Origin of the sequence: Aeromonas sp. R10-1 (assembly GCF_040908465.1) — a bacterium.
GTDB lineage: Bacteria > Pseudomonadota > Gammaproteobacteria > Enterobacterales > Aeromonadaceae > Aeromonas > Aeromonas caviae.
This window is the reverse complement of the sequence record NZ_JBFODT010000021.1, coordinates 14,708-37,538: the sequence shown is the minus strand read 5'-3', so window position 1 is coordinate 37,538 and position 22,831 is coordinate 14,708. Positions and strand designations below refer to the sequence as shown.

The 22,831-nt window shown below is 61.4% G+C and carries 19 protein-coding genes; 8 read left to right on the top strand and 11 right to left on the bottom strand.

Translation table 11 applies throughout. The features are described from left to right. The first annotated feature begins 150 nt into the window (after window positions 1-150). Window positions 151-582 (top strand): universal stress protein, encoded by a 432-nt coding sequence (locus AB5Y93_RS09580; protein ID WP_010675457.1) that lies wholly within the window; start codon window positions 151-153, stop codon window positions 580-582. 164 nt (window positions 583-746) lie between these two features. Here the strand turns inward: AB5Y93_RS09580 and AB5Y93_RS09575 are convergent, their stop codons facing one another. The 6 genes from AB5Y93_RS09575 to gpt form a co-directional block, all read right to left on the bottom strand. Continuing rightward, window positions 747-1,382 (bottom strand): murein L,D-transpeptidase catalytic domain family protein, encoded by a 636-nt coding sequence (locus tag AB5Y93_RS09575; RefSeq protein ID WP_042016892.1) that lies wholly within the window; start codon window positions 1,380-1,382, stop codon window positions 747-749. Window positions 1,383-1,538: 156 nt separating this feature from the next. Continuing rightward, on the bottom strand, window positions 1,539-2,795 hold the full coding sequence (locus AB5Y93_RS09570) for a glutamate-5-semialdehyde dehydrogenase (protein ID WP_262512438.1): 1,257 nt from the start codon (window positions 2,793-2,795) through the stop codon (window positions 1,539-1,541). Window positions 2,796-2,827: 32 nt separating this feature from the next. Then, window positions 2,828-3,931 (bottom strand): glutamate 5-kinase, encoded by a 1,104-nt coding sequence (gene proB / locus AB5Y93_RS09565; RefSeq protein WP_010675460.1) that lies wholly within the window; start codon window positions 3,929-3,931, stop codon window positions 2,828-2,830. Between the two features lie 145 nt (window positions 3,932-4,076). After that, window positions 4,077-4,469, bottom strand: coding sequence for a sigma factor-binding protein Crl (crl, locus tag AB5Y93_RS09560; RefSeq protein WP_039040346.1), 393 nt, complete (start codon window positions 4,467-4,469; stop codon window positions 4,077-4,079). 62 nt (window positions 4,470-4,531) lie between these two features. Further along, complete coding sequence (gene frsA, locus AB5Y93_RS09555) at window positions 4,532-5,800, bottom strand: esterase FrsA (RefSeq protein WP_368229234.1); 1,269 nt, start codon at window positions 5,798-5,800, stop codon at window positions 4,532-4,534. A gap of 174 nt (window positions 5,801-5,974) precedes the next feature. Next, the gene (gene gpt / locus AB5Y93_RS09550) at window positions 5,975-6,442 is read right to left on the bottom strand and encodes a xanthine phosphoribosyltransferase (protein ID WP_039040347.1); all 468 of its coding nucleotides are present in this window, start codon (window positions 6,440-6,442) and stop codon (window positions 5,975-5,977) included. A gap of 923 nt (window positions 6,443-7,365) precedes the next feature. Between gpt and AB5Y93_RS09545 the strand changes: the two genes are divergently transcribed. Beyond that, window positions 7,366-8,817 (top strand): aminoacyl-histidine dipeptidase, encoded by a 1,452-nt coding sequence (locus AB5Y93_RS09545; RefSeq protein ID WP_368229233.1) that lies wholly within the window; start codon window positions 7,366-7,368, stop codon window positions 8,815-8,817. A gap of 629 nt (window positions 8,818-9,446) precedes the next feature. Here AB5Y93_RS09545 and AB5Y93_RS09540 read toward each other — a convergent pair. From AB5Y93_RS09540 to AB5Y93_RS09520, 5 genes are all read right to left on the bottom strand, one after another. Then, a complete protein-coding gene (locus AB5Y93_RS09540; RefSeq protein WP_041212969.1) occupies window positions 9,447-10,448 on the bottom strand; it encodes an ABC transporter ATP-binding protein in 1,002 nt (333 codons plus the stop codon). Window positions 10,449-10,542: 94 nt separating this feature from the next. Next, the gene (locus AB5Y93_RS09535; protein ID WP_368229232.1) at window positions 10,543-11,580 is read right to left on the bottom strand and encodes an ABC transporter ATP-binding protein; all 1,038 of its coding nucleotides are present in this window, start codon (window positions 11,578-11,580) and stop codon (window positions 10,543-10,545) included. Window positions 11,581-11,605: 25 nt separating this feature from the next. Then, complete coding sequence (locus AB5Y93_RS09530) at window positions 11,606-13,423, bottom strand: extracellular solute-binding protein (protein ID WP_368229231.1); 1,818 nt, start codon at window positions 13,421-13,423, stop codon at window positions 11,606-11,608. A gap of 82 nt (window positions 13,424-13,505) precedes the next feature. Further along, window positions 13,506-14,549 (bottom strand): ABC transporter permease, encoded by a 1,044-nt coding sequence (locus AB5Y93_RS09525; protein WP_041212459.1) that lies wholly within the window; start codon window positions 14,547-14,549, stop codon window positions 13,506-13,508. Between the two features lie 2 nt (window positions 14,550-14,551). Further along, window positions 14,552-15,577: an ABC transporter permease subunit gene (locus AB5Y93_RS09520; RefSeq protein WP_010675471.1), complete on the bottom strand. Its 1,026-nt coding sequence runs from the start codon at window positions 15,575-15,577 to the stop codon at window positions 14,552-14,554. 739 nt (window positions 15,578-16,316) lie between these two features. On the opposite strand from AB5Y93_RS09520, the gene AB5Y93_RS09515 reads away from it, so the two are divergent. The 6 genes from AB5Y93_RS09515 (at window position 16,317) to AB5Y93_RS09490 (ending at window position 22,824) form a co-directional block, all read left to right on the top strand. Continuing rightward, a complete protein-coding gene (locus AB5Y93_RS09515; protein WP_069652064.1) occupies window positions 16,317-18,923 on the top strand; it encodes a TonB-dependent siderophore receptor in 2,607 nt (868 codons plus the stop codon). Window positions 18,924-19,025: 102 nt separating this feature from the next. After that, window positions 19,026-19,790 carry a DUF3450 domain-containing protein gene (locus AB5Y93_RS09510; RefSeq protein ID WP_010675473.1) on the top strand — a complete coding sequence of 255 codons (765 nt, stop codon included), beginning with the start codon at window positions 19,026-19,028 and terminating at the stop codon, window positions 19,788-19,790. Continuing rightward, a complete protein-coding gene (locus tag AB5Y93_RS09505; protein ID WP_010675474.1) occupies window positions 19,787-21,160 on the top strand; it encodes a MotA/TolQ/ExbB proton channel family protein in 1,374 nt (457 codons plus the stop codon). Before AB5Y93_RS09510 ends, AB5Y93_RS09505 begins: the two co-directional genes overlap by 4 nt. Window positions 21,161-21,170: 10 nt before the next feature. After that, the gene (locus AB5Y93_RS09500) at window positions 21,171-21,698 is read left to right on the top strand and encodes a MotA/TolQ/ExbB proton channel family protein (RefSeq protein ID WP_045525714.1); all 528 of its coding nucleotides are present in this window, start codon (window positions 21,171-21,173) and stop codon (window positions 21,696-21,698) included. A 66-nt stretch (window positions 21,699-21,764) separates the two neighbouring features. Further along, window positions 21,765-22,172, top strand: coding sequence for a biopolymer transporter ExbD (locus AB5Y93_RS09495; protein ID WP_010675476.1), 408 nt, complete (start codon window positions 21,765-21,767; stop codon window positions 22,170-22,172). 16 nt (window positions 22,173-22,188) lie between these two features. Beyond that, window positions 22,189-22,824, top strand: a complete 636-nt coding sequence (locus AB5Y93_RS09490) for an energy transducer TonB (RefSeq protein WP_010675477.1) — start codon at window positions 22,189-22,191, stop codon at window positions 22,822-22,824. The last annotated feature ends 7 nt before the right edge of the window (window positions 22,825-22,831 follow it).

The following is a 22,831-nucleotide window of genomic DNA, read 5'->3' as shown; positions in this document are numbered from 1 at the left end:
ACGGCCCGTTCAGGCATACAGATAGCATAGAAAAACAGAGTCCCGGCCGACATTTTCCCCATTTTGCGAGCGGGTCGAGGGTTATTGTCGCCCCACAGCGTATCATGGCAAACAAGATTCATTAGTAGCCCAACTTGAGGGGAGATTCTCATGCCAACCATCAAATCCCTGCTCTGCCCCGTCGATTTCTCCGAGATGTCCAGAGCGGTACTCGACTACGCCGTCTTCATGGCCAACACCCACCAGGCCGAGCTCAAACTGGTCCACGTGGTGGATCAGCTGCACGGCTTCGACAGCTACAAGATCCTGCACATGACGGCCATCGAGATCACCCACGAGATGGAACGCCAGGCGAAGAGTCAGCTCAAGGAACTGGTCGCCTGCCTGCCGATTCCGGCCAAATTCGAGGTCCGCTTTGGCCGCGCCGCCGATGAAATTGTCCTCCAGGCGAAGGAAGACAAGGTGGATCTCGTGGTCATGGGCAGCCATGGCCGCTCCGGCATCAGCCACCTGCTGGTGGGCAGCGTGGCGGAATCCGTGGTGCGCCACGCTCCCTGCCCTGTGCTGGTGGTCCGCAAATAATCCCCGCCTGATGCGCCAAGGCCAGCATATGCTGGCCTTTTTGCTGTTGATTGCCATGAGATGCTCATCTCAGAACCGATGCACGAGGGATAACGAGAGATCGTCGGCAAGGTGCCACCCACCAGCCCTGGTAACGCCCTCGCAGCAGGCTCGCGGGCAAGGTCTCAGCCATGGGCATAGATGACGCTCCCTCCCTTGATGGTGTCGATAATGGCCCTGGACTGCTCCCTTGGCAGGGCCGGGCATCCCCAGCTGCGCCCCAGCTTGTCAAACTTCTGCAGATGCCTGGGGCTGGCATAATCCGCCCCGTGCACCACGATGGCGCGCTTGCGGGCATTGCTGTTCTTGCCGGGACTGAGGCCGTCGAGACGCAGGGAGTAACCGTGCTTGCCCTGATAGGTCTCGGCGGTGCGATAGACCCCGAGGGAACTTTGCCGGGAATTCATCTGATTGGAGAACTGGCGGGCGGCCAGCTCCCCCGAATTGCGGCCGTGGCTGACCCAGGTGTGGTAGAGCAGCTTGTGGCGCTTGACGTCGATGACGAACAGCCGGCGCATGGTCGAGGGCTTGCTGTAGTCGATGATGGTGAGAATGGGTTTTCGCTTGTGGCGCACGCTCTGGTAACCGTCCAGGGCCTTGCGAAAAACGCGGCTGTCGAGCTTGCCAGCCAGGCCGAGCTGACGATAGAGATCCTGGTCCCAGCTGGCGTGGCTGGCGCCGCTGAAACAGAGCGCCCCCAGCAGCAGTGGCAGGCTCAGCCAGAGGCTGCCCCACCACGCACTCCTATCCTGTCCCTTCATCCTTGAAGTTGCTCCCCTTGCTGTCGCTGGCCTGATGCCCCGGGTGACACCGCATCCTGCTGGATAGTTATATGCAAGCCATTGATTGCGAGCAATAAAAAAGCACAAAAATGCCGACCTGAGTCGGCATTGTCCTGCTTGCTGAGCGTGCCTGGATCAGGCACGGCTGAGATAATCCGCCTGCCCCACCCACTTGTAGCTGGTGAGTTCGGTCAGCCCCATGGGGCCACGGGCGTGAAGCATCTGGGTCGAGACCGCCACCTCGGCCCCGAGGCCAAACTGGCCGCCGTCGGTGAAGCGGGTGGAGGCGTTGACATAGACCGCCGCCGAACCGGCCCCGTTGACGAAACGCTCGGCATTGGCGAGGGAGTTGGTCAGGATGGCATCGGAGTGGCCGGCGTTGTGCTCGCGCATATGGGCGAGCGCCTCGTTGACGTCCGCCACCACCTTGACCCCCAGGGTCAGCCCCAGCCACTCGGTGTCGAAATCTTCCGGCCCCGCGTCGCACAGGTTGTCACTGCCAGCCAGCAGCGCCATGGCATTGGGCGCCCCCACCAAGGTCACCTTGCGCTCGTTCATCAGAGCCACCAGTTGCGGCAGCAAGGTGGCCGCCACCTTCTCGTGTACCAGCAGGGTATCGAGGGCGTTGCAGGCGGAGGGGCGCTGCACCTTGGCGTTCTCGATGACCGCCAGGGAACGCGCCAGATCGGCGCTCTCGTCCACGAAGATATGGCTGATACCGAACCCGCCGATGATGACGGGGATGGAGCTGTTCTCCTTGCACATCTTGTGAAGACCCGCGCCGCCGCGGGGTATGATCATGTCCACGTAGCGGTCGAGGCGCAGCAACTCGGCCACCAGCGCCCTGTCCGGATTGTCGATGTACTGCACCGCCGCCTCGGGCAGGCCGGACGCCGCCAGGGCATGCTGGATCACCCGCACCAGCTCCAGGTTGGAGTGGAAGGTCTCGCGACCGCCACGCAGAATGCTGGCGTTGCCGGTCTTGAGGCAGAGGCTGGCGATGTCGATGGTGACGTTGGGGCGCGCCTCGTAGATGACGCCGATGACCCCGATGGGCACCCGGCGACGGGAGAGGCGCAGGCCATTCTCCAGCACCCGGCTGTCGATTTCGGCCCCGACCGGATCGTCCAGGGTGATCACCTTGCGCACATCCGCCACTATGCCGGCAAGGCGCGCCGGGTTGAGCAGCAGGCGATCCAGCATGGCTTCCGTGAGCCCCGCCTCGCGCCCGGCGGCGATGTCTTTCTCGTTGGCCGCCAGGATCTGGGCACTGCGTGCTTCCAGTTCATCGGCGATGGCCGCCAGCGCCCGGTTCTTCTGTGCCGTGCTGACGGTGGCCAGTTGATAGGCGGCTTCACGGGCCGCCTGCCCCATTTTCTCCAGACTCATCACAGTTCCCTTTTGTTCATGCGGTACCGCCCTGTTCAGAGCAGCACCATGTCATCACGGTGGATGGCCACGGCCCCATAGCCGTAACCCAATACCTGTTCAATCTGATCCGAGTGGACACCCCGCAGCCGATCCAGCTCCAGATGGTCGTAACGGCAGATACCGCGAGCCAGCTCGCTCCCCTTGGGATCCAGGATACGCACCACGTCGCCACGCACGAAATCTCCCTTCACCGCGACGATGCCCTTGGGCAGCAGGCTGGAGCCCTTCTCCTGCATGGCGGCCACGGCCCCCTGATCCACCTGCACTTCGCCGTGAGGAGGGGGCCCTGCCAGGATCCAGCTCTTGCGCCCTTCCAGGGGGGATGCCAGGGCCGGGAACAGGGTCCCCACCCGCTCCCCGGCGGCGAGGCGGCCGATCACTTCCGGGATCTGGCCGGTGGCGATCACCACGTCCACCCCGGCGCGGCGCGCCACGTCGGCGGCCTGCAACTTGGTGGCCATGCCACCGGTGCCAAGGCCGCTCACGCTGTCACCGGCGAGGGAGCGCAGGGTGTCGTCTATGGTCTGCACCTCTTCGATGAGCTGGGCATCCGGGTTGGTGCGCGGGTCGGCGGTGAAGAGTCCCTTCTGATCCGTGAGCAGGATCAGCAAGTCCGCATCCGCCAGGATGGCGGCACGGGCGGAGAGGTTGTCGTTATCCCCCACCTTGATCTCGGCAGTGGCCACGGCGTCGTTCTCGTTGATGACGGGGATGATGCGGTGATCGAGCAGGGTGCGCAGGGTGTCGCGGGCATTGAGGTAGCGCTCCCTGTCTTCCAGGTCGGCGCGGGTCAGCAGCATCTGGCCGATGTGCAGCCCGTAGAGGTTGAACAGGTCCTGCCATACCCGGATGAGCTGGGTCTGACCCACCGCCGCCAGCATCTGTTTGTTCGGCAGGGTAGGCGCCAGCGGAGGGTGGCCCAGATGCTCACGACCGGCGGCGATGGCCCCCGACGTGACCAGCACGACACGGTGCCCGTGTCGATGCAAGGCGGCACATTGTCTGACCAGCTCGACCATGTGGGCACGGTTGAGGCGGGCAGATCCCCCGGTGAGCACGCTGGTGCCCAGTTTGACGACTATGGTTCTGTTTTCCATGGGAACGAAGGGTTAGAAAAGTAAGGAATCCCTTTATACCCACGCCCCCCCTGCCCTGCAAGGCAATTAAGCCTCGCCAGGCAGTTGCGGGCTCGGTGACAAAGCATCGGGGTACCCCGCACCGGGAAGATGCGGGGCTTGGGGATCAGGCTGCCGTCACGCTCAGTTCGGCAGTCACCTGCTTCGCGGGGGAGAGAGTACACTCCAGCTGGGTCAACTTGCCGCTGATCAGCTTGTAGAAATGTTGCAGGGTGCGTTCCACTTCCGCCTGATGCTTCTTGGGCAGCGCCTTGTCGATCCACTCCCCGTCCGCGTTGTAGAATCCCGTCTGATAGTGGTAGCTGAAGCTGTGATCCGCCTGCTCCAGCACCAGCCACCAGCCCCAGAACTCCCGCTTGTCCGGGGCAGGCTTGGCGCTGACGCAGACGGACAGGCAGTCAAAGCGGTAGCGGCCCTCCTCGCACAGGTCTTCACGCAAATAGGGGCCAATGGCCGCGAACTGCCGCAGCAATCGCTTGTAAGTCACTCTTTCTGACATGCTAACCTCCCTGTTGAACAAGCCATACCATCACATGGTGATGTTACATTTTTAGTTTTATATCATATACATAAGTGCTTTTTGAGCCAATCTACCGTCTCTTTCAGTGCCTCGTCATAGACCTCGAGCAGCGGCTGCTTGTCAAACACCACCGCCTTGCCGTTGCGACTCGCAGCGGCCAATGCCCGGACATCCTGCTCGGGACAAATAAAATCTTTCTTGTGCCCGATACTCAATATCGGCACGGAAGTGCGACTCCCCAGCAATCCCTGGGTCTTGAGGGAGAAGACCTGGCACTTGGTGCGCAGCAGATCCCATTGGGCCGCGTCCGCCCCCAGCCGGTTCGCCAGCCCGTCGCGCATCATGCGCGGGCAGCGGGCGAACATCTCCTGATTGGTGAACACCTGGTTGATGCCGGCACCGATGCAGACCACGGTCCTAAGCTTGAACGGCTCGACGAAGGCGAGACGAGCCGCCACATTGCCGGCGAGGCGGAACCCCACCATGGCGATGCGCTGGTGATCGACCCAGGCCACCTCCGAGAGGTAGTTGAGCACCGCCTGGTGCAGGCGGCTGGTGTCCTGCACCAGGGGCCAGTGCTCGGCATAGCCGGTGCCCGGCATGTCCAGGGAGAGCATCCCGATGCCGTGGGGCTCGAGACACTTGAAATAGAAGTTGAGGAAGTCCACCTGAAGCGAATCGATGCCACCGCTGATGATGACCAGGGGCACAGGTTTCTCGGTGGTGGGCAGATGCAGGTAGCCCTGGATGGTCTTGCCCCGAAACGGGACCTGCAACTCCTTGAGGGGCACCTTGAACAGGCGTCCGGCCTCGCGATAGGCCATGTTGCCGAGCAACTGGGCCTGATCCGCCAGCTCGTCGTGCTTGAGGTGGGGGTAGCTTGCGATGGAGTAGTAGCGCACTGCCTTGAGCAGGCTCTTCAGCGCCGCGGCGCGATCCCCTTCCCCCAGCAGCGTCCGCCCCGTATTGAAATAACGGCCGGCGAGCTGGCTCCACTCATAGACCCAGTTGCCGGGCACATAGCCCTTGATGGTGTCCAGATAGCGTTCGTGACTGCGCTCCCCCTGCCCCATGGCGATGTGCGCCAGGGTCTGCTCCACCTCGACGGGATCGGCCCCCTGCCAGGCCCAGGTCGGTCTGCGCAGCAGGCGATACCAGCGGGGCGACAGGGCGCCATCGATGAAGCTGTCAGACAGTGCGCTGTCTTGCTCGTCGACGGGGCTAGAGTTGGAGACTTCGGAAGTTTCCAATACCTTTTTGACCCGGGTAAACAGCTTTTCCGTCAGATTGGTATCGTCGTTTGGTTCCAAAATGGTGGCTCTTCTGTCTCAAACAATGTCCCATCTTAACCACTTTTCACATCGAGCAGCCACACCAGAAACGCATTGAGCCCCAAAAGGGGCTCAATGTGGTCAACCTTGCATCACGACGGATCAGTCCGCTCCCGAATGCCGGGGAGTCACTGGTCGCGACCAGTGCGGCGATTACGCTTCGTCGCAGATCGGCTTGGCGAACTCCAGCGCCATGTCCCAGGGCTGTTCAATCCAGGTATCCTGCGGAATGGCGACTTCGAAGTCATCCACCAGGGGTTCGCCCATGGGCTTGGCGAAGATGGTGATGAACTTGGCTCTGGGGTAGAGCTCGCGGATCGCCTTGGCGGTGCCGCCGGTGTCCACCAGATCGTCCACCACCAGCCAGCCTTCGCCGTCACCTGCGGTGGTGGCAGCCTTCACCACCACCAGCTCGCGCTGGTTGTCGTGGTCATAGCTGGAGATGCAGAGGGTTTCGACATTGCGAATGCCAAGTTCGCGGGCCATCAGGGCCGCAGGCACCAGACCACCGCGACTGACGGCGATGATCCCTTTCCACTGGCTGACAGGCAGTTGACGACGGGCCAGACGGCGCGCTTCGCGTTGCAGGTTATCCCACGATACATAGAACTTTTTTGGCATGCTATCGATCTCAACGAGTTATAAAGCAATCACTTATGAGGCGAAACCCGGCAAAGAGACGGGTTCAGGTCAATTCTGGCACCCCGTTTCCCGAATTTTGCTTGCACTTTTTCGGCCTCGGGGCTGACGCCTCGGCGGCAAAAACGGATGCAATGCGAACAGGGATGGGGTGTAGCTGGCGGCCATGTCGGGTGGACTCCCGATCTCGGGCCGGCTGTTGGGCCGGTATGATAGCACTCTTTATGGATAAATTGAGCGGCAAACGTATGCGAAAAACAGGAAATGTCCGCCATCTTCCGCTCTGTCGCCCTTTTGGGAGGGCTCCGGCGGCACCGAAATGGTAGCCGTTCGACACCCAAATGACTTTCGGGCAAAAAAATAGCAGGGGGAGGAGAGGATCCTCACGCACCTGCTGCTGTTACCTGTGACGCCTGCGAGCCTTAACGGCGGGTAGCGTAGGGATTCGGATAGTTGAAGCCCTGGGTATAGAGAGATTGGGCAAACCAATAGGTTGAATTGCTGCCTGACATCATAAACTCCTGATTGCTTAACAAGTTACGTACCTTAATGCGGGTTCACATCCTTGAACTGACACTCGGTTCCATGGAGGCGCACTTGCTTTGCTTCGGTTCCCTGGAGGCATTGATTGTCATCCTGACAAGTGGGCTGGCCACGGCGGCTAATTTACCACCCGGCGCCCAAAAGACAATATTTTTGTGACTGGCATCACAAAATTGATGTTGTGCTGACACGAATAAGGCAGGTAGTGAAGTTCGCCATCCATGCTCCCTTTCCCAGCACAAGCAGAGCGTCATTTGCGCTGATCGCTCACATTTTTGCGTGATTGACTGTATTATCGTTATCCTCTTCCCCGGCCCGCAGAGTGGGGCCCGACATTTTCCATGCTGGTAAGGAGTCCCGACGTGGCACAGCTCAGTTCTCTGTCTCCCAAGTTGATTTGGCAATTCTTCGAGCAGATCTGCTCCATCCCCCACCCCTCCAAGCACGAAGCCCAGCTGAGCGCCTGGATCGTGGCGTGGGCCCAGGGAGAAGGCCTGGCGGTCAAGCAAGATGCCGTCGGCAACATCATCATCAAGAAACCGGCCACGCCGGGGATGGAAAACCGCAAGGCCGTGGTGCTGCAAGCCCACATCGACATGGTGCCCCAGGCCAACGCCGACACCCAGCACGACTTCACCACCGATCCCATCGATGCCTACATCGATGGCGAATGGGTCACCGCCCGTGGTACCACCCTGGGTGCCGACAACGGCATGGGCATGGCGGGTTGCCTGGCCGTGCTGGCCGACAAGACCATCAAGCACGGCCCGCTGGAAGTGCTGCTGACCACCGACGAGGAGACCGGCATGACCGGCGCCTTCGGTCTGGAAGCGGGCTGGCTGGAGGGCGAGATCCTGCTCAATACCGACTCCGAAGAGGATGGCGAGGTCTACATGGGCTGCGCCGGCGGGGTCGATGCCAATATCCGCTTCCCCCTGGCGCTGGTTGCTGCCACCGAGGGTGAAGGATTCGAGCTGCAGGTCAAGGGCCTGCGCGGCGGCCACTCCGGGGTCGACATCCATCGCGGCCGCGGCAACGCCAACAAGCTGCTGGTCCGTCTGCTCAAGGCCGCCGAACCGCTGGGGGTGCGCCTTGGCGATCTCAGTGGCGGCACCTTGCGCAACGCCATCCCCCGCGAGGCCCGCGCCAGCCTGCTGGTGCCCGCCGCCAACGTGACTGACTTCAAGGCTCTGGTGGACCGCTACGCCGGCATCTATCAGAGCGAGCTGGCCGCCACCGAGGCCAACCTCACCGTGCTGCTCACCGCCCGGGAGAAACCGGCCCAGCTCATGAGCGAGTCCCTGCAAAGCCGCCTGCTGGATGCCCTGATGGCCTGCCCGAACGGGGTGATGCGCATGAGCGACGCCATCCCGGGCGTGACCGAGACCTCCACCAACCTGGGTGTCATCAAGACACTCGAGGGGGAAGTCTATGTGCAGTGCCTGATCCGCTCCCTCATCGATTCCGGTCGCGAGAACATCGAGCAGATGACCCGCTCCCTGTTCACCCTGGCCGGCGCCAGCTGCGAGTTCACCGGCGCCTACCCGGGTTGGGCCCCGAACGTTGACTCACCGGTCATGGCGCTGGTGCGAAGCAGCTACCAGACCCTGTTTGGCGAGATGCCGAATGTCATGGTGATCCACGCAGGCCTCGAGTGCGGTCTGTTCAAGAGCGCCTACCCGGACTGGGACATGGTCTCCTTCGGCCCGACCATCCGTGGCGCCCACGCACCGGGGGAGAAAGTACACATCCCGGCGGTCGAGCGTTTCTGGCAACTGCTGGTTCACGTGCTGGAACATATCCCGGCCAAGTAAGCCAGCTCACGACCATACCGATGCCCCGCCCCGTGCGGGGCATCTTTTTTGTGCTCCCTCCTCGGCCACCTCTCTCATATCCCCGATTCCACGCGTGGCACTGGCTTGAAACCGTATCCATGAACAGGTCTGCATTTGAAAACCCTTTCCATGATTTATGTAAATTTACAACACAAAAAGTTGATCCAGCTCACATATACCCCTAGGATCAGAACGTGACCAAGGTCACACAACCCATGAACCACAGAGAAACGAGGTCATCATATGTTCGAGAATCTGGCAGTGCTGTTCCACCTGAAGGGTGCAACCAGCAAGAAAGGTGCTGAAGAGAAAGACACTTATGCGCCTGCAACCCGCAATTACTACTTCCGTTATGGCGCCTGATATCGCCTGTCCGGAAGTTGAAATTGGCAACGTAATAAAACTACAAAACAACTCAGCAATCCACACAACAGCCACCCCCATCGGGGCGCTGTCCTGCCCGGGCCAGAATTCCCACGGCCAAACCTGAACTCCAACCATGAAGATGGGGCCCGCAGGCCCCATTTTTTTATCCCGTTTCCGCCTCTATTGCGCCTCCTCGGTGCCACCTTGCAGCGATGCCGGTCGCGACGCGGCGGGCGCCGGCATCATATCGCCTTTCCCAGTGGCACCGCCTCCTGCACGGGCAAGGGGAAATGGCAGGCCACCTGATGCCCCTGCCCGCCGCACGCCTCAAGGGCGGGCGAGCGGGTGCGGCACAGATCCGTTGCATGGGGGCAGCGCTGGTGAAAGTGGCAGCCACTCGGCGGCGAGATGGGGGACGGCACATCCCCCGTCAGCAGGATGCGCTGGCTGCGCCGCCGTGGATCCGGCACCGGAATGGCGGAGATGAGCGCCTGGGTATAGGGATGGCGCGGTGCCAGGTAGAGTGCCTGGGCCTCGGCCAGCTCGACGATCCGGCCCAGATACATCACCGCAATCCGGTCCGAGATGTGCTTGACCACCGACAGGTCATGGGCGATGAAGATGATGGCGAGGTTCATCTCCCGCTGCAGATTGAGCAGCAGGTTCACGATCTGGGACTGCACCGACACGTCGAGCGCCGACACCGCCTCGTCACACACCAGCAGCTTGGGCTTGAGGGCGATGGCGCGGGCGATGCCGATGCGCTGTCGCTGGCCGCCAGAGAACTCATGGGGGTAGCGATCCACCGCGCTGCCGGGCAAGCCGACTTTCTCCAGCAGCTCCTGCACCCATGTCCGGCGCTGTTCGGCGTTGCCCTTACCGTGGATGATGAAGGGCTCCTCCAGGATCTGCCCAACCGTGTGGCGGCTGTTGAGGGATTCTGCGGGATCCTGGAACACGATCTGCATCTCCTGACGCAGGGATCGCATCTCCTTGGGCGAGAGGTGGGTGATGTCACGCCCCTCGAAGGTGATGGAGCCGGCGCTCGGCTCGAACAGCTTGAGCAACGAACGCCCCAGGGTGGACTTGCCGCATCCCGACTCCCCCACCAGGCCAAGGGTCTCCCCCTGCCTGAGATCAAAGCTGATGCCATCCACCGCGTAGACGGTGTATTGCTTGCGCAAGAAACCGCCACCCATCTTGAAATGCTGCTTTAAATTGCTTACCGACAACAAGCTGGTCATGACTTCCATCCCCGACGATTCATGGCAGCAGACGACCAGGTCGCCTTCCCGCCGCCAGGCTGCCCTGCGACACCCCGTACCCACACCAGGCCGTTCATAGGCTCACCTCCTTCCAGTGGTGGCAGGCCACCCCGTGGCGTTCGCTCAACTGCTCGGTCACCGGTATGGTCTCCACGCAAAGGGGCGTGGCATGGGGGCAGCGGTTGGAGAAACGGCACCCCGCCGGCATCTCGTGCAGGGCGGGCACCTGACCCTTGATGGTCTTGAGCAGGCTCTTTGGCACATCTTCCAGACGCGGGATCGAGGCCATCAGACCATGAGTATAGGGATGGCGCGGGTGGTCAAACAGTTCATAGATATCGGCCCGCTCCACCGCACGCCCGGCATACATCACCACCACCTCGTCGCACAGCTCCGCCACCACCCCGAGATCGTGGGTGATGAAGATGATGGCCATGCCGGTCTGGGCTTGCAGCTCCTTCATCAGATCCAGGATCTGGGCCTGGATGGTCACATCGAGCGCCGTGGTCGGCTCGTCGCAGATGAGCAGGGCAGGTTCGCAGGCCAGCGCCATGGCGATCATCACCCGCTGGCGCATGCCGCCGGAAAGATTGTGGGGATAAGCCGCGAAACGCTGGGCAGGCTCGGGGATCCCCACCTTCTTCAACATGGCGATGGCGGCGTCACGGCGTTGGGCCTTGCTGTAATCGGGGCGGTGGAGGCGAAACACCTCCATCAGCTGATCGCCGACCGTCTGCACCGGGTTGAGGGCCGTCATGGGCTCCTGAAAGATCATGGAGATACGGTTGCCGCGCACCTTGTACATCTGCTCCGGCGGCAGATTGAGCAGCTCCTCCCCCTGAAAGCGGATGGAGCCCCCTACCACCTGACCGTGAGGCCTTGGCAGCAACCCCATGATGGCCAGCGAGGTGACGCTCTTGCCGCAGCCGGACTCGCCGACGATCCCCAGGGTCTGGCCCGGGGCGACCTGGAAGCTGACCCCGTCGAGCACCTTGATCTTGCCGTCGTCGACGGCGAACTCCACCTCGAGATCCCGCACCTCGAGGATGGGGGACAGAGACTGCCCCTCATGATCTCTGGTGCCGGGGGCGGTGGCCTGTGTGTTGGGCATGACTGCTGCTCCCTTCTGGGCCACATCAATGATGTGCATAGGTCTTGTCGATCAGGGTGATGGGGGCCAGCGCCTTGCCGTCAGCCTTGGCCTTCTGGGTCTCCTCCTTCACCTTGGGATCGATCCAGAGCAGGCCGCCACTGCTGTGGGGGTAGCCATCCATGGGCCAGTAGAGCAGATCCGGGGTGTTGCGGGTGGCGGGCACCTCCGGCAGCATCACATAGCGCCAGCTGCTGGCTCGCACGTAGTTGAGCTGGACGCCGGGCACGAAGATGGCGAGATCATAGATCCGCTGCTGGATCTGGTGGGAAAGCGCGGCCCGCTTGTCCATGTCGAACTCGACGTTGTAGGCGTCGATCAGGCTGTCGAGCTCTTTGTCAGCCACGTTGAACAGGTTGTTGGTCTGGGGCTTGTTGGCGTTGTCGGAGTGGAAGGACTCCCAGTATTGCGGATAGAGACCGCCGCCCCCCCAGCCAAGCCAGGCCGCCTCGTGTTTCTTCTCCAGCATCACCTTGAAGCCGGTGGCGCCATCCACCAGATTGAGCTCCAGATCCAGGCCCGCCTTCTTGGCCTCTTCCTTGAGCACGGTCAGCCGCTTGGAGTGCTCCTGGCTGGTGTAGGTGAGGGCCAGGGTGAGCCGCTCTCCCTTGTCGTTTTGCAGGATGCCGTCCGGTCCCTGCTTGCCGTAACCGCCCTTGGCGAAGTACTCCCGTGCCTTGGCGATGTCGTAGGCCCGCTCAGGGAGCGCGATGTCGGTGAAGGCCCCGAAGCCAGAGCCGAAGGTGGTAGCGCGGTCATAGTCGCCGTGCAGCACCGTCTCTATCATCTTGTCGATGTTGAAGGCGTGCTGGATACCGAGCCGCACGTTGAGATCCGCCAGCTTGTGATTGGCCACGTTGAGGTGAACCCCCTGCCCCCCCTGCTTGGTGTCGGTCATGGCCATCACCTTCTGCACGTATCCCTGCTTGTACTCCGGTGTGACCGCCTTCTCATGCCACCAGTTGGGCAGGATCATCTCGAAGGTGTCCAGCTCCCCCTTGAGGAAGTGGCGGAACGCGATGTTGTGGTCGCGGATCACCTGCACCTTGATGGTGTCGAGGTTGAACCTGTGCTGGTTGTAGCGATCGTCTTTTGCCCACCACTCCTTCTGCTTGCTGAAGGTGACGGACTTGCCCTTTTTTACGTCGCTCATCACGTAGGGGCCCGTGGTGGGTACCACGGCCCAGTTGTACTGCTTCACCCAGTTCGGGCCCATCTTGTAGTAGTGCTTGGGCTGGGGCCACAGTTCGGTGGTGTTGAGGAGATCGAGCTTGGCCTTGCGGCTGCCCGCCTTGACCAGGATGGTGTGGTCGTCAATCTTCTCCACCGCCACCACCTCGGTGGTGTAGTAGTTGTTGAACCAGGGGCCCTTGATGTCCTTGGAGCGCATCATCTCGTAGCCGAAGGTGTAGTCATCGGCGGTGACCGGCTTGCCGTCGGACCACTTGGCGCGCGGGTCGAGCCTGAAATAGACGGTCTGGCTGTCCGGCGCGATGGCCCAGGCACTCGCCAGGGCCGGAATGGGGTTGCCCGTGTTGGGATGGAAGCTGATGAGCCTCATCTGGTTGTCGAGGATGAAGGAACGGAACGAGCCGTTGGAATCCGGCCCCACGGTGCGAAACGTCAGCGGGAAGCTGTCGACGAAGAGATTGAGGTTGCCGCCGGGCAGCGCCTTGGGAGAGGCGAACACGGGGTCGGTGTCGTTGGTTTCCCACGTCAGATCCGCGGGCAGGCTGGCCGCCCACACCCAGGATCCGTTCAACAGCAGAAAGAGAGCACCTGTCCATTTGATTTTATTGTTCATGTTTGACTTCCTGGTCATGCCCCTGCACTGGGGGCGTCTTCATTAAGGGTCCTGTCGATGTGCCCAGGCAAGGCGCCACCGCTCACTGATAACGGGTAAATTTGCGCGGATCGAACGCCTCCCGGATGGCCTCCCCGATGAAGGAGACCATGATGAGCACCAGACTCACCGCCGCCACCACCGAACTCACGATCCAGATGGCGTCGAGGTTGTTGATCCCCTGGGAGAGCAGCTCCCCCCAGCTCGGGGTCGGCGGCGCCAGGCCAAAGCCCAGGTAGTCCAGCGCCGTCAGGGTGGAGATGTTGCCCACCACGGCAAACGGGGCCAGGGTGACGATCATCATCAGGGTATTGGGCAGAATGTGGTTGAAGATGATGCGCCTGGTGCTCGCCCCCTGGGCCCGCGCCGCCATCACGTAGTCCCGCGCCCGCTCCTTGTAGGTGAGGGTGCGCATGTACCAGGTGATCCCCATCCAGCCGAACAGCACGTTGATGCCGACGAACAGGCCGAAGTTCGGCTTGGCCAGGGAGACCAGGATCATGATGACGTAGAGGAAGGGCACCTGGGACCAGATCTCGATGAAACGCTGCATCAGGAGATCGAACCGACCGCCGAGGAACCCCATCATGCAGCCGATGCTGACCCCGATGACATAGCTCGCCACCAGCGCGATGAAGGCAAAGCCGATGGCAATGCGAAAGCCGTAGACCAGCCGTGCCAATACGTCGCGACCGCTGGTGTCGGTGCCGAGGAAGTGGCGCTCCGCCAGGCTCGGGGCATAGGGCGGATAGGCTTCCTCCTTGAAGTCCTGCTCATAGGGGTTCCAGGGGACCAGGGGCAGCAACACCCAATCCCCCTTATCTTCCTTCGCAAATTGGCTCTTGAGCTGGCGGTAGTTGGTCTCGTACTCGTAGTCGAGCCCGAAGTGCTGGCCCGGGATCACGTCCCCATAGGTGGGGAAATAGAGCTCCCCCTGATAACTCACCGCTAGGGCCCGGCTGTTGACCAGCAGTTCCGCCAGCAGAGAGATGACCACCAGGACCGAAAAGATGACAAAGGAGTAGTAGCCGCGCTTTATCGACTTGAAGCGCTTGAGTTTTTTCAGCGTTACCGGATTCAGGTTCATGCTCACTCTCCAAACCGCACGCGGGGATCGACCAGGGCAACGCAGATGTCGGAGACAATGTTGCCCACCAGCATCAGCATGGAGGTGATGGCCAGAATGCCCATGACGGTGGGGTAATCCCGCTCGACAATGGCCTCATAACCGAGCAGGCCGATGCCGTCGATGTTGAAGATGGTCTCGATGAGGAAGGAGCCCCCGAAGAAGACGGTGAGCACCGACCCCAGGTGACTCGCGATGGGGATCAGGCTGTTGCGCATGGCGTGATCGGTCACCGCCTTGCGAAACGGCAGCCCCTTGGCCACGGCGGTGCGCACATAATCCGCCGACAGGTTCTCCATCAGGCTGTTCTTCATGGTCATGGTGAGGATGGCGAAATCCCCGATGGCGTAGGCGATGAGGGGCAGCAGGGCGTGGGCGAAGACGGTGCGGATCTGATCCCAGCTGCTCTCCATCCCGTCAAACTCGTCCCCCGGGAAGCCCCCCATGGGCAGCCACTCCAGATGGAACGCAAAGACGGTGATGAGGAAGATCCCCACCACGTAGGCGGGCAGCGCATAGGCCATGTAGATGAGCATCGAGCTCAGGGAATCGAAGCGGCTGTTGTGCCTGAGCGCCTTGGCCACCCCGAGCGGGATGGAGACGGCATAACTCAGCAGAAAGGTGGCGAGCCCGAAGAAGGCGGTCACCGGCAACCTCTCCTTGATGAGATCCCACACCGGCTCGTAATAACGGGTCGACTCCCCGAGATCCAGCACCGCCAGCTTCTGCAACCAGTCCCAGTAGGCGACCAGCATGGGCTTGTCGAGGCCGTAGAACGCCTTGAGCTCTTCAATCTGTTCGTCGGAGAGTGCCTGCGCCCCCTTGCTGCCACTGGAGCGGCCTGACTCGTTTTGCGAGACCTGCGCCTGCAGCAGCATGCGCTCGACCGGGCCGCCCGGCACGAAGCGGGTGATGGTGAAGACGAGCAGGGTGATACCGAGAAACGTCGGGATGATCAAAAGCATCCGACGTAGGAAATACGACAGCATGGTGGAACCTCGTCCTTGTTGTTCTTTTATGGCCAGTCACATCCGGTGACGGGCCTATCCTTACCTGGCATTACTCACTGAATTGACTGGCATTGACAGACAATCCGGCTCGGTCACTGTAAAAGCTCTGCAACAAAAATCAAGTAGAACCCAGTCTGCGACCGGGAATGTCCCCCCGCAGCATATCCCGCGGATGATTTTTTCCAAAAAACCCAACTTCAATATAAAAAACTGCTACGCCGCCCCGTCAAACTCGATTTTAATTATTAAAAAATTAATTACACAGGTGTTTTAATCCATACCAATCAGAACAAAATCAACAAGTTAAGAACAAGTCGGGTTATTTTCTCATTTACCTATAAAAGAAGAGGGATAGCCGCCCCCACCCTCCGTTCCCCGGAAAACGCTCTCGCCATAAAAGCAGATGAAAATACTGCAAAAAACCGTTTTCTCGATATCGACACTGGAGTGACAAGCGACTTATCGATAAGTTCAAAAATAATCAATAAAATTGTAAAAATCGAACTTAACAACATCTTTACATAAGTTGATGCGGCATTTACGGAATAAAACGCCAAAAATATTCCATCAAGTGCATATTCCCATCTAATTCCCCCTGCAGCCCCCATCCCCGCCGCTCCATTTGACGTCCATCACCAAACCTTGATAAGCCTTACGCACCGCTCCAACGAGGGCGGTAATGGAAGCAAACAATAAACAATCAGGAAGGATACTAGCGATGCTTAGGAAAAGCAGACTCTCTGCTGCCGTAGCGTTTGCCTTGGCGAGCGCGGCAGTTGTGGCCACCCCTGTCCTGGCCGAAGAGGGCCAGAACGTAGAAAAACTGCAAAAAATCAAGGTCACCGGCTCGCGGATCTCCCGGGTCGATGTGGAAGGCGCCACCCCGGTCGTCTCCGTGACCAAGGCGAAAATCGAGCAATCCGGTCAGCAGACCGTCGCCGATTACCTCAAGCAAGCCTCCTACAACTCCTTTGGCGGCGTCTCCCCTGCCTCCGGCAGCTCCTTCCAGTCCCAATCCACCGTCGGCCTGCGCGGCCTGGGTTCCGAGCGTACCCTGGTTCTGCTGAACGGCAAGCGGGTAGCGGGTTCCCCCACCATGGGCGGCACCTCCATCAACCTCAACACCATCCCCATGGCCGCCGTTGAGCGGGTCGAGGTCAACCTGGACGGCGGCTCCGCCATCTACGGTTCCGACGCCATTGGTGGCGTGATCAACGTGGTGCTCAAAGAGGGCTACGAAGGGCTGGACTTCCAGGGCCGCATCGGCTCCCCGAGCGAAGAGGGCGGCGACGAGAAGAGCGGCTCCATCGTGGCAGGGGTGGCCGGCGAGAAGGGCTCCCTGATGGCGGTCTACGAGCACGACAAGAAGGACGTCATCTACGCCCGGGATCGTGACTATCTCTCCAAACAGGGTAACGACTCCCCGAGCCCCTACGGCCGCAACGTGGAAGGGATCACGGGTCTTGACGCCAACGGCGACCCCATCTGGAAATACGGCCCCCTGGCCGGCGCCACCAATGCCGACGGCTCATGCAAGGAGCCCTTCGTCGGGTTCGAGGGCGGCTGTAACTTCAACTACGGCCAGGTCGCGGCCACCACGGCCTCCCGCAGCCGTGACACCCTGTACGTGAACGGTCGCTACCACATCAACGACAACGTGGACTTCGTGCCGCAGATCATCGGCTCCCGAGTCGAGAGTTTCGGCCGCTTCGCCCCGGCCGCCGGTGCCTTCACCATTGACCCGGCCAACCCGAAGAACGCCCAGTTCTTCGCCGACAACGGCCTGGATGCCGCCGCCACCCAGGGTCTGGGTGAGGCTGCCTACGCCTACTACCGCTTCAGCAACGTCGGTCCCCGTGACAACTATGTCACCGACACCACCGGCAGCATGAACCTCGGCTTTGAAGGCACCATCGCCACCGAAAGCGTCGGCGACATGCAGTGGAACGCCGGCTACATGTACTCCAAGACCGACAACAAGGAGAACGGCACCGGTTACGTGCTGAAGTCCGCCGCCCAGCAGGCGGTCGCAGACGGCAAGTTCGTCGGTGGCGAGTTCGACGCCTCCACCACGGCCTCCATGGCCGCCGACACCAGCCGCCGCTCCACCATGGACTTCTACCAGTGGTACGCCGGTGTCCAGTGGGACATGGGTGAACTGCCGGCCGGTCCGGTCAGCTGGTACGCCGGTGCCGAGTACAACGACTGGGTCTATGCCGACAAGTACGACGCCCAGTCCGAAGCCGGCAACATCATCGGCTCCTCCGGCAACTCCTCCGGTGGCGTGCGTGACGTGACTGCCGCCTACATCGAGTCCCTGGTGCCCATCACCGAGCAGATCGAGCTGAACGTGGCCGGTCGCTTCGACAAGTACAGCGACTTCGGCAGCGCCTTCTCCCCCAAGGCGAGCCTGCGTTACCAGCCGCTGGACAACCTGATGCTGCGCACCTCCTGGTCCCGTTCGTTCCGCGCCCCCAGCCTGAGCGATCTCTACTCGGCTGACTCCTTCTCTGCCGACTGGGCGAAGGATTACGTCTACTGCGAGGCCAACGGCATCTCCGCGGCTGACTGCCCGAACCGCCAGTACGACACCACCCGTACCTCCAACGAGGAGCTGAAGGAAGAGACCGCGGACACCTGGAACTTCGGGGTGGCCTACAGCCCGGTGGATGACCTGAACCTCTCCCTGGACTACTACACCATCAAGATCGAGGACGTGATCCAGCTGAACTCCCTGCAGTCTCTCATCTATGACGAACTGAACAGCGGCAGCTCCAGCAGCATCACCCGCAACAGCCAGGGCAAGATCAGCAACGCCATCGCGCCCATGGTCAACCTGGGGACCCTCGAGACCTCCGGCCTCGACCTGAAGGTGGATTACACCTACGACCTGAACTACGCCACCGTGCGTTATGACCTGGGCGGTACCTACATCCTGAAGTACAAGGAAGGTCTGTACGCCGGTGGTCCCGTCATCGACAAGATCGGCCAGAACGGTCTGCCCCAGATGCGCTTCAGCTCCGGTGTGGGTGTCAACGTTCCCCAATGGTGGAATATGGATACCTACCTGAGCGCGAACTACATCGACTCCCAGAGCCAGGACTACATCGCCGATACCGGTGAGGAAGTGGGCCACATCGCGTCCCAGACCACCTGGAACCTGAACGTCGGCGTGGAAGCGCCCTGGAACGGCAAGATCCAGGTCGGCGTGAAGAACATGTTCAACGTGGGCCCGTCCCTCGAGAGCGATGGCTTCACCTATGACGACGAGCTCTACAGCATCGACGGTCGCATCTACTACCTCGACTACAGCCAGAAGTTCTAATCCACCAGCAAACCACAAGCCGGCCCGTTCGGGCCGGCTTTGCCCAAGGTCCCAAGGAAGTTACGGAGATAGGGTAATCCTATGAAGACAAGGACAATTACAATGAAGAAAGCGCTCCTCGGCAGCCTGATTTCGGCTGCCTTGCTGACCAGCTTCAATCTGAGTGCCGCCACCGCCGGTCAGGCCGTGGACGCTCAAGCCGCCACCGACAATGCATCCAAAGTTTCCCAGCAGAAGATCGACAGCTACGCCGAATCTGCCGAGTCTGCCCTGGCCCAGTACAAGGCCGCCCTGCGCCAGGTAGACAGCCTGCGCGCCTACAACGAGCAAGTGGGCAAGATGGTCGACTCCCAGAGCGCCGAACTCGCCTCCATGCAAAAGCAGATCGCCCAGATCGACCAGACCAGCACCGAAGTGGTGCCCCTGATGCTCAAGATGATCGACTCCCTCGAGCAGTTCGTCTCCCTGGACCTGCCGTTCCAGAAGGTGGAGCGTGAGGACCGCGTGGCGGCCCTGACCGATCTCATGAACCGGGCCGACGTCACCATCTCCGAGAAGTACCGCAAGATCCTCGAGGCCTACCAGATCGAGGAGGGCTTCAGCCGCACCATCGAAGCCTACAAGGCGAGCCTGGACAAGGATGGGGACGAGAAGACCTACGAGTTCCTGCGCGTCGGCCGCATCGCCCTGCTCTACCAATCCCCGGATGGCAACGAGACCGGCATGTGGAACAAGAAGACCCGCCAGTGGGAAGTACTGCCCCAGGAGTATCGCAGTGCGGTTGAACAAGGCCTTCGCATCGCGAAGAAGCAGGCGCCCCCCGCCCTCATCAAGCTGCCGGTTCAAACTGCGGAGAAAGCATCATGAAAGGAATCAAACTTGCCATCGCCTCGCTGATCGCGGGCGCTACCCTGGTCACCCTGCCGGTGACCGCCGCCGAGAAGCCGGTGGATCTCAACGCCCTGCTCAATCAGGTCAAGGCCGCCAGCACCAGCGAATCCCAGCTCAACAAGGAGCGGGAAGCCCGCTTCCTGGCTGACAAGAACGAACAAGGGGCCCTGCTCGCCAAGGCCAAGGCGGATCTCGCCGCCGAAGTCGCCAGGGGCGAAAAGCTCAAGGCCACCTTCGATGCCAACGACAAGCAGCTCACCGAGCTGACCGAAACCCTGCGCCAGCGCTCCGGCAACATGGGCGAGATGTTTGGCGTGCTGCGCCAGTTCGCCGGTGAATTCAAGGGGATCTTCAATGCCTCCGCCCGCCGGGTCGAACATCCGGAGCAGACCGCCCTGCTGACTCGCCTGGCCGAGAGCAAGGAGCTGCCCTCCAGCGATGACCTGACCGCCTTCTGGACCACCACCCTCAGCCGCATGGTCGACGGTGGCAAGGTAAGCCAGATCCCGGCCACCGTGGTCTACGGCGAGGGCAACCAGGCCCAGAAGACCGTGACCCAGATAGGCGAGTTCAACACCGTCTCCGAAGGCAAGTACCTCACCTTCGTGCCGGAGACCGGCAAGTTCGAGCAACTCTCCCGCCAGCCCGAGAACGCGGTGCTGGAACCGGTCGCCAAGTTTGAACAGGGTGGCGGCAGCGTCGAACCCATCTTCATCGACCCGTCCCGCGGCGTGATCCTCTCCCTGCTGGTGCAGTCGCCGACCCTCAAGGAGCGCATCGATCAGGGTGGCTCCGTGGGCTACGTGATCCTGGCGCTGGGTGTCATCGGTACCCTGCTGGCCCTGTTCTGCGGTGCCCGTCTCTCCCTCATCGGCGGTGCCATGCGCAAGCAGCTGAAATCCGAGCAGATCATCAAGGGCAACCCCATCGGCGAGATGCTGGGTGCCTACCAGGATCACCGGGGTGACAACATCGAGGATCTGGAATCCAAGCTCGACGAGATCATCCTGCGCAACGTGCCCAAGCTGGAGAAGGGCATCAGCCTCATCAAGCTGATCGCCTCCGTCGCCCCGCTGCTGGGCCTGCTGGGTACCGTGGTCGGGATGATTGCCACCTTCCAGGCCATCACCCTGTTCGGTACCGGCGATCCCAAGCTGATGGCGGGCGGTATCTCCGAGGCCCTGGTGACCACCATGCAGGGTCTGGTCGTGGCCGTGCCCATGCTGTTCCTCTACACCATCGTGCAGACCCAGAGCCGCCGTCTGATCCAGGTACTGGAAGAGCAGAGCGCCGGTTTCGTTGCCCGTTATCAGGAACGTCTGCACGCCGCCAAAGCCGCAGCCTAAGGAGTCACCCATGTGGTTCTGGTTGATTGAAGAAGTCGAGTCGGTCCGCCGGTTTCTGGGATTGGGGGGCGACGTACTGGTCGCCCTGTTCTTCCTGACCCTGATGATGTGGGCCCTGCTGCTGGAGCGCTGGTTCTACTTCATGGCGGTCTATCCCCAGCAGGTGAAACAGACCAAGACGGCCTGGCTGGCCCGCACCGATCACCTCTCCTGGTCCGCCAGGCAGATCCGCCGCGAGCTGGTCTCCCAGGTCGCCATGGCGGTGGACAAGGGGATGCCGGTCATCAAGGTGCTGATCGCCCTCTGCCCGCTGATGGGGCTGCTCGGGACCGTGGTAGGCATGGTGCAGGTGTTCGATACCCTGGCCATCACCGGCACCGGCTCCCCCAGGGCGATGGCCTCGGGGATCTCCAAGGCGACGGTACCGACCATGGCGGGCATGATTGCCGCCCTTTCCGGCCTGTTTTTTGTCAGCCGGCTCGATCACAAGGCCAAGCTGGCCGTGCAAAAGCTGGAAGACAACCTGAAACACGGCTGATGCAGGATGCACATCCCCGGCCGGGCCATGCCCGCCGGGGCACAGAACAAGCAAGGAGTTTTTGCCATGAGAAAACGTCACAGCGACAGCGGTGCTGACGAGGCGGCCATCGATTTGACCCCCATGCTGGACATCGTGTTCATCATGCTGATCTTCTTCATCGTCACCACCTCGTTCGTCAAGGAGTCCGGCGTGGAGATCAACCGCCCGAGCGCCAGCACGGCCGAGACGGTGAAGAAGGGGAACATCATGGTCGCGGTCCGCGAGAACGGCCAGGTCTGGGTCGACAAGCGCATCGTCGAAGTGGGTGCCGTGCGTGCCAACATCGAGCGGCTGCGGGCGGAGAACCCGGAAAGCGCCGTGGTGATCCAGGCCGACAGCGAATCCCGTTCCGGTCTGGTGGTGCAGGTCATGGACCAGATCCGCATGGCCGGTGTCCAGAACATCTCCATCGCCGCCGACAAGAGCAGCTGATGCCGGAGCGAATGCCATGAGATACCTGATATCGTTAGCGGTCTCCTGCGTGGTGGTGTTCTTCCTGTTCCTGGGAATGAACAAGCTCATCACGCCGGATCACCGGGAGCTGACGGAGCGGGAGGACGTCACCATGACCGACTTCATCCGCCTCAAGCCTCAGGAGACCTTGCAAGAGAAACAACGGGAACTGCCCAAACCGCCGCCCCCGAAACGCCCGCCGCCCCCGCCCGAGATGGAGGTGGCGAGCACGGACAGGCCGAAGATGGACAGCTCCCCCATGGACATGCCCAAACTCGACATCCCGGTCAACATCGGTGGCGGCAACGCCCTGGGTGCCTACAGCACCGGCGGCGGTGGCGGCGGCATGGGCGGCAACAACGGCGCCATCCCGATGGCGACCTTCGAGCCCATGATGCCCCGCAAGGCGGCCCTGGCCGGTCTTGCGTCCGGCAAGGTGCTGGTGGAGTTCACCGTCACCGAGCGCGGTACCGTGAGCAACATCCGCATCGTCAAGGAAGAGCCCCGCAGCTATGACCTCGGCAAGGCGGCGCGCCAGACCATCGCCAAGTGGACCTTCAAGCCGGCCATGGTGGACGGCAAGCCGCAGGCCAGTCGCATGCAGCAAGAGATCGAGTTTGCGACCAACTAAGGAGGGT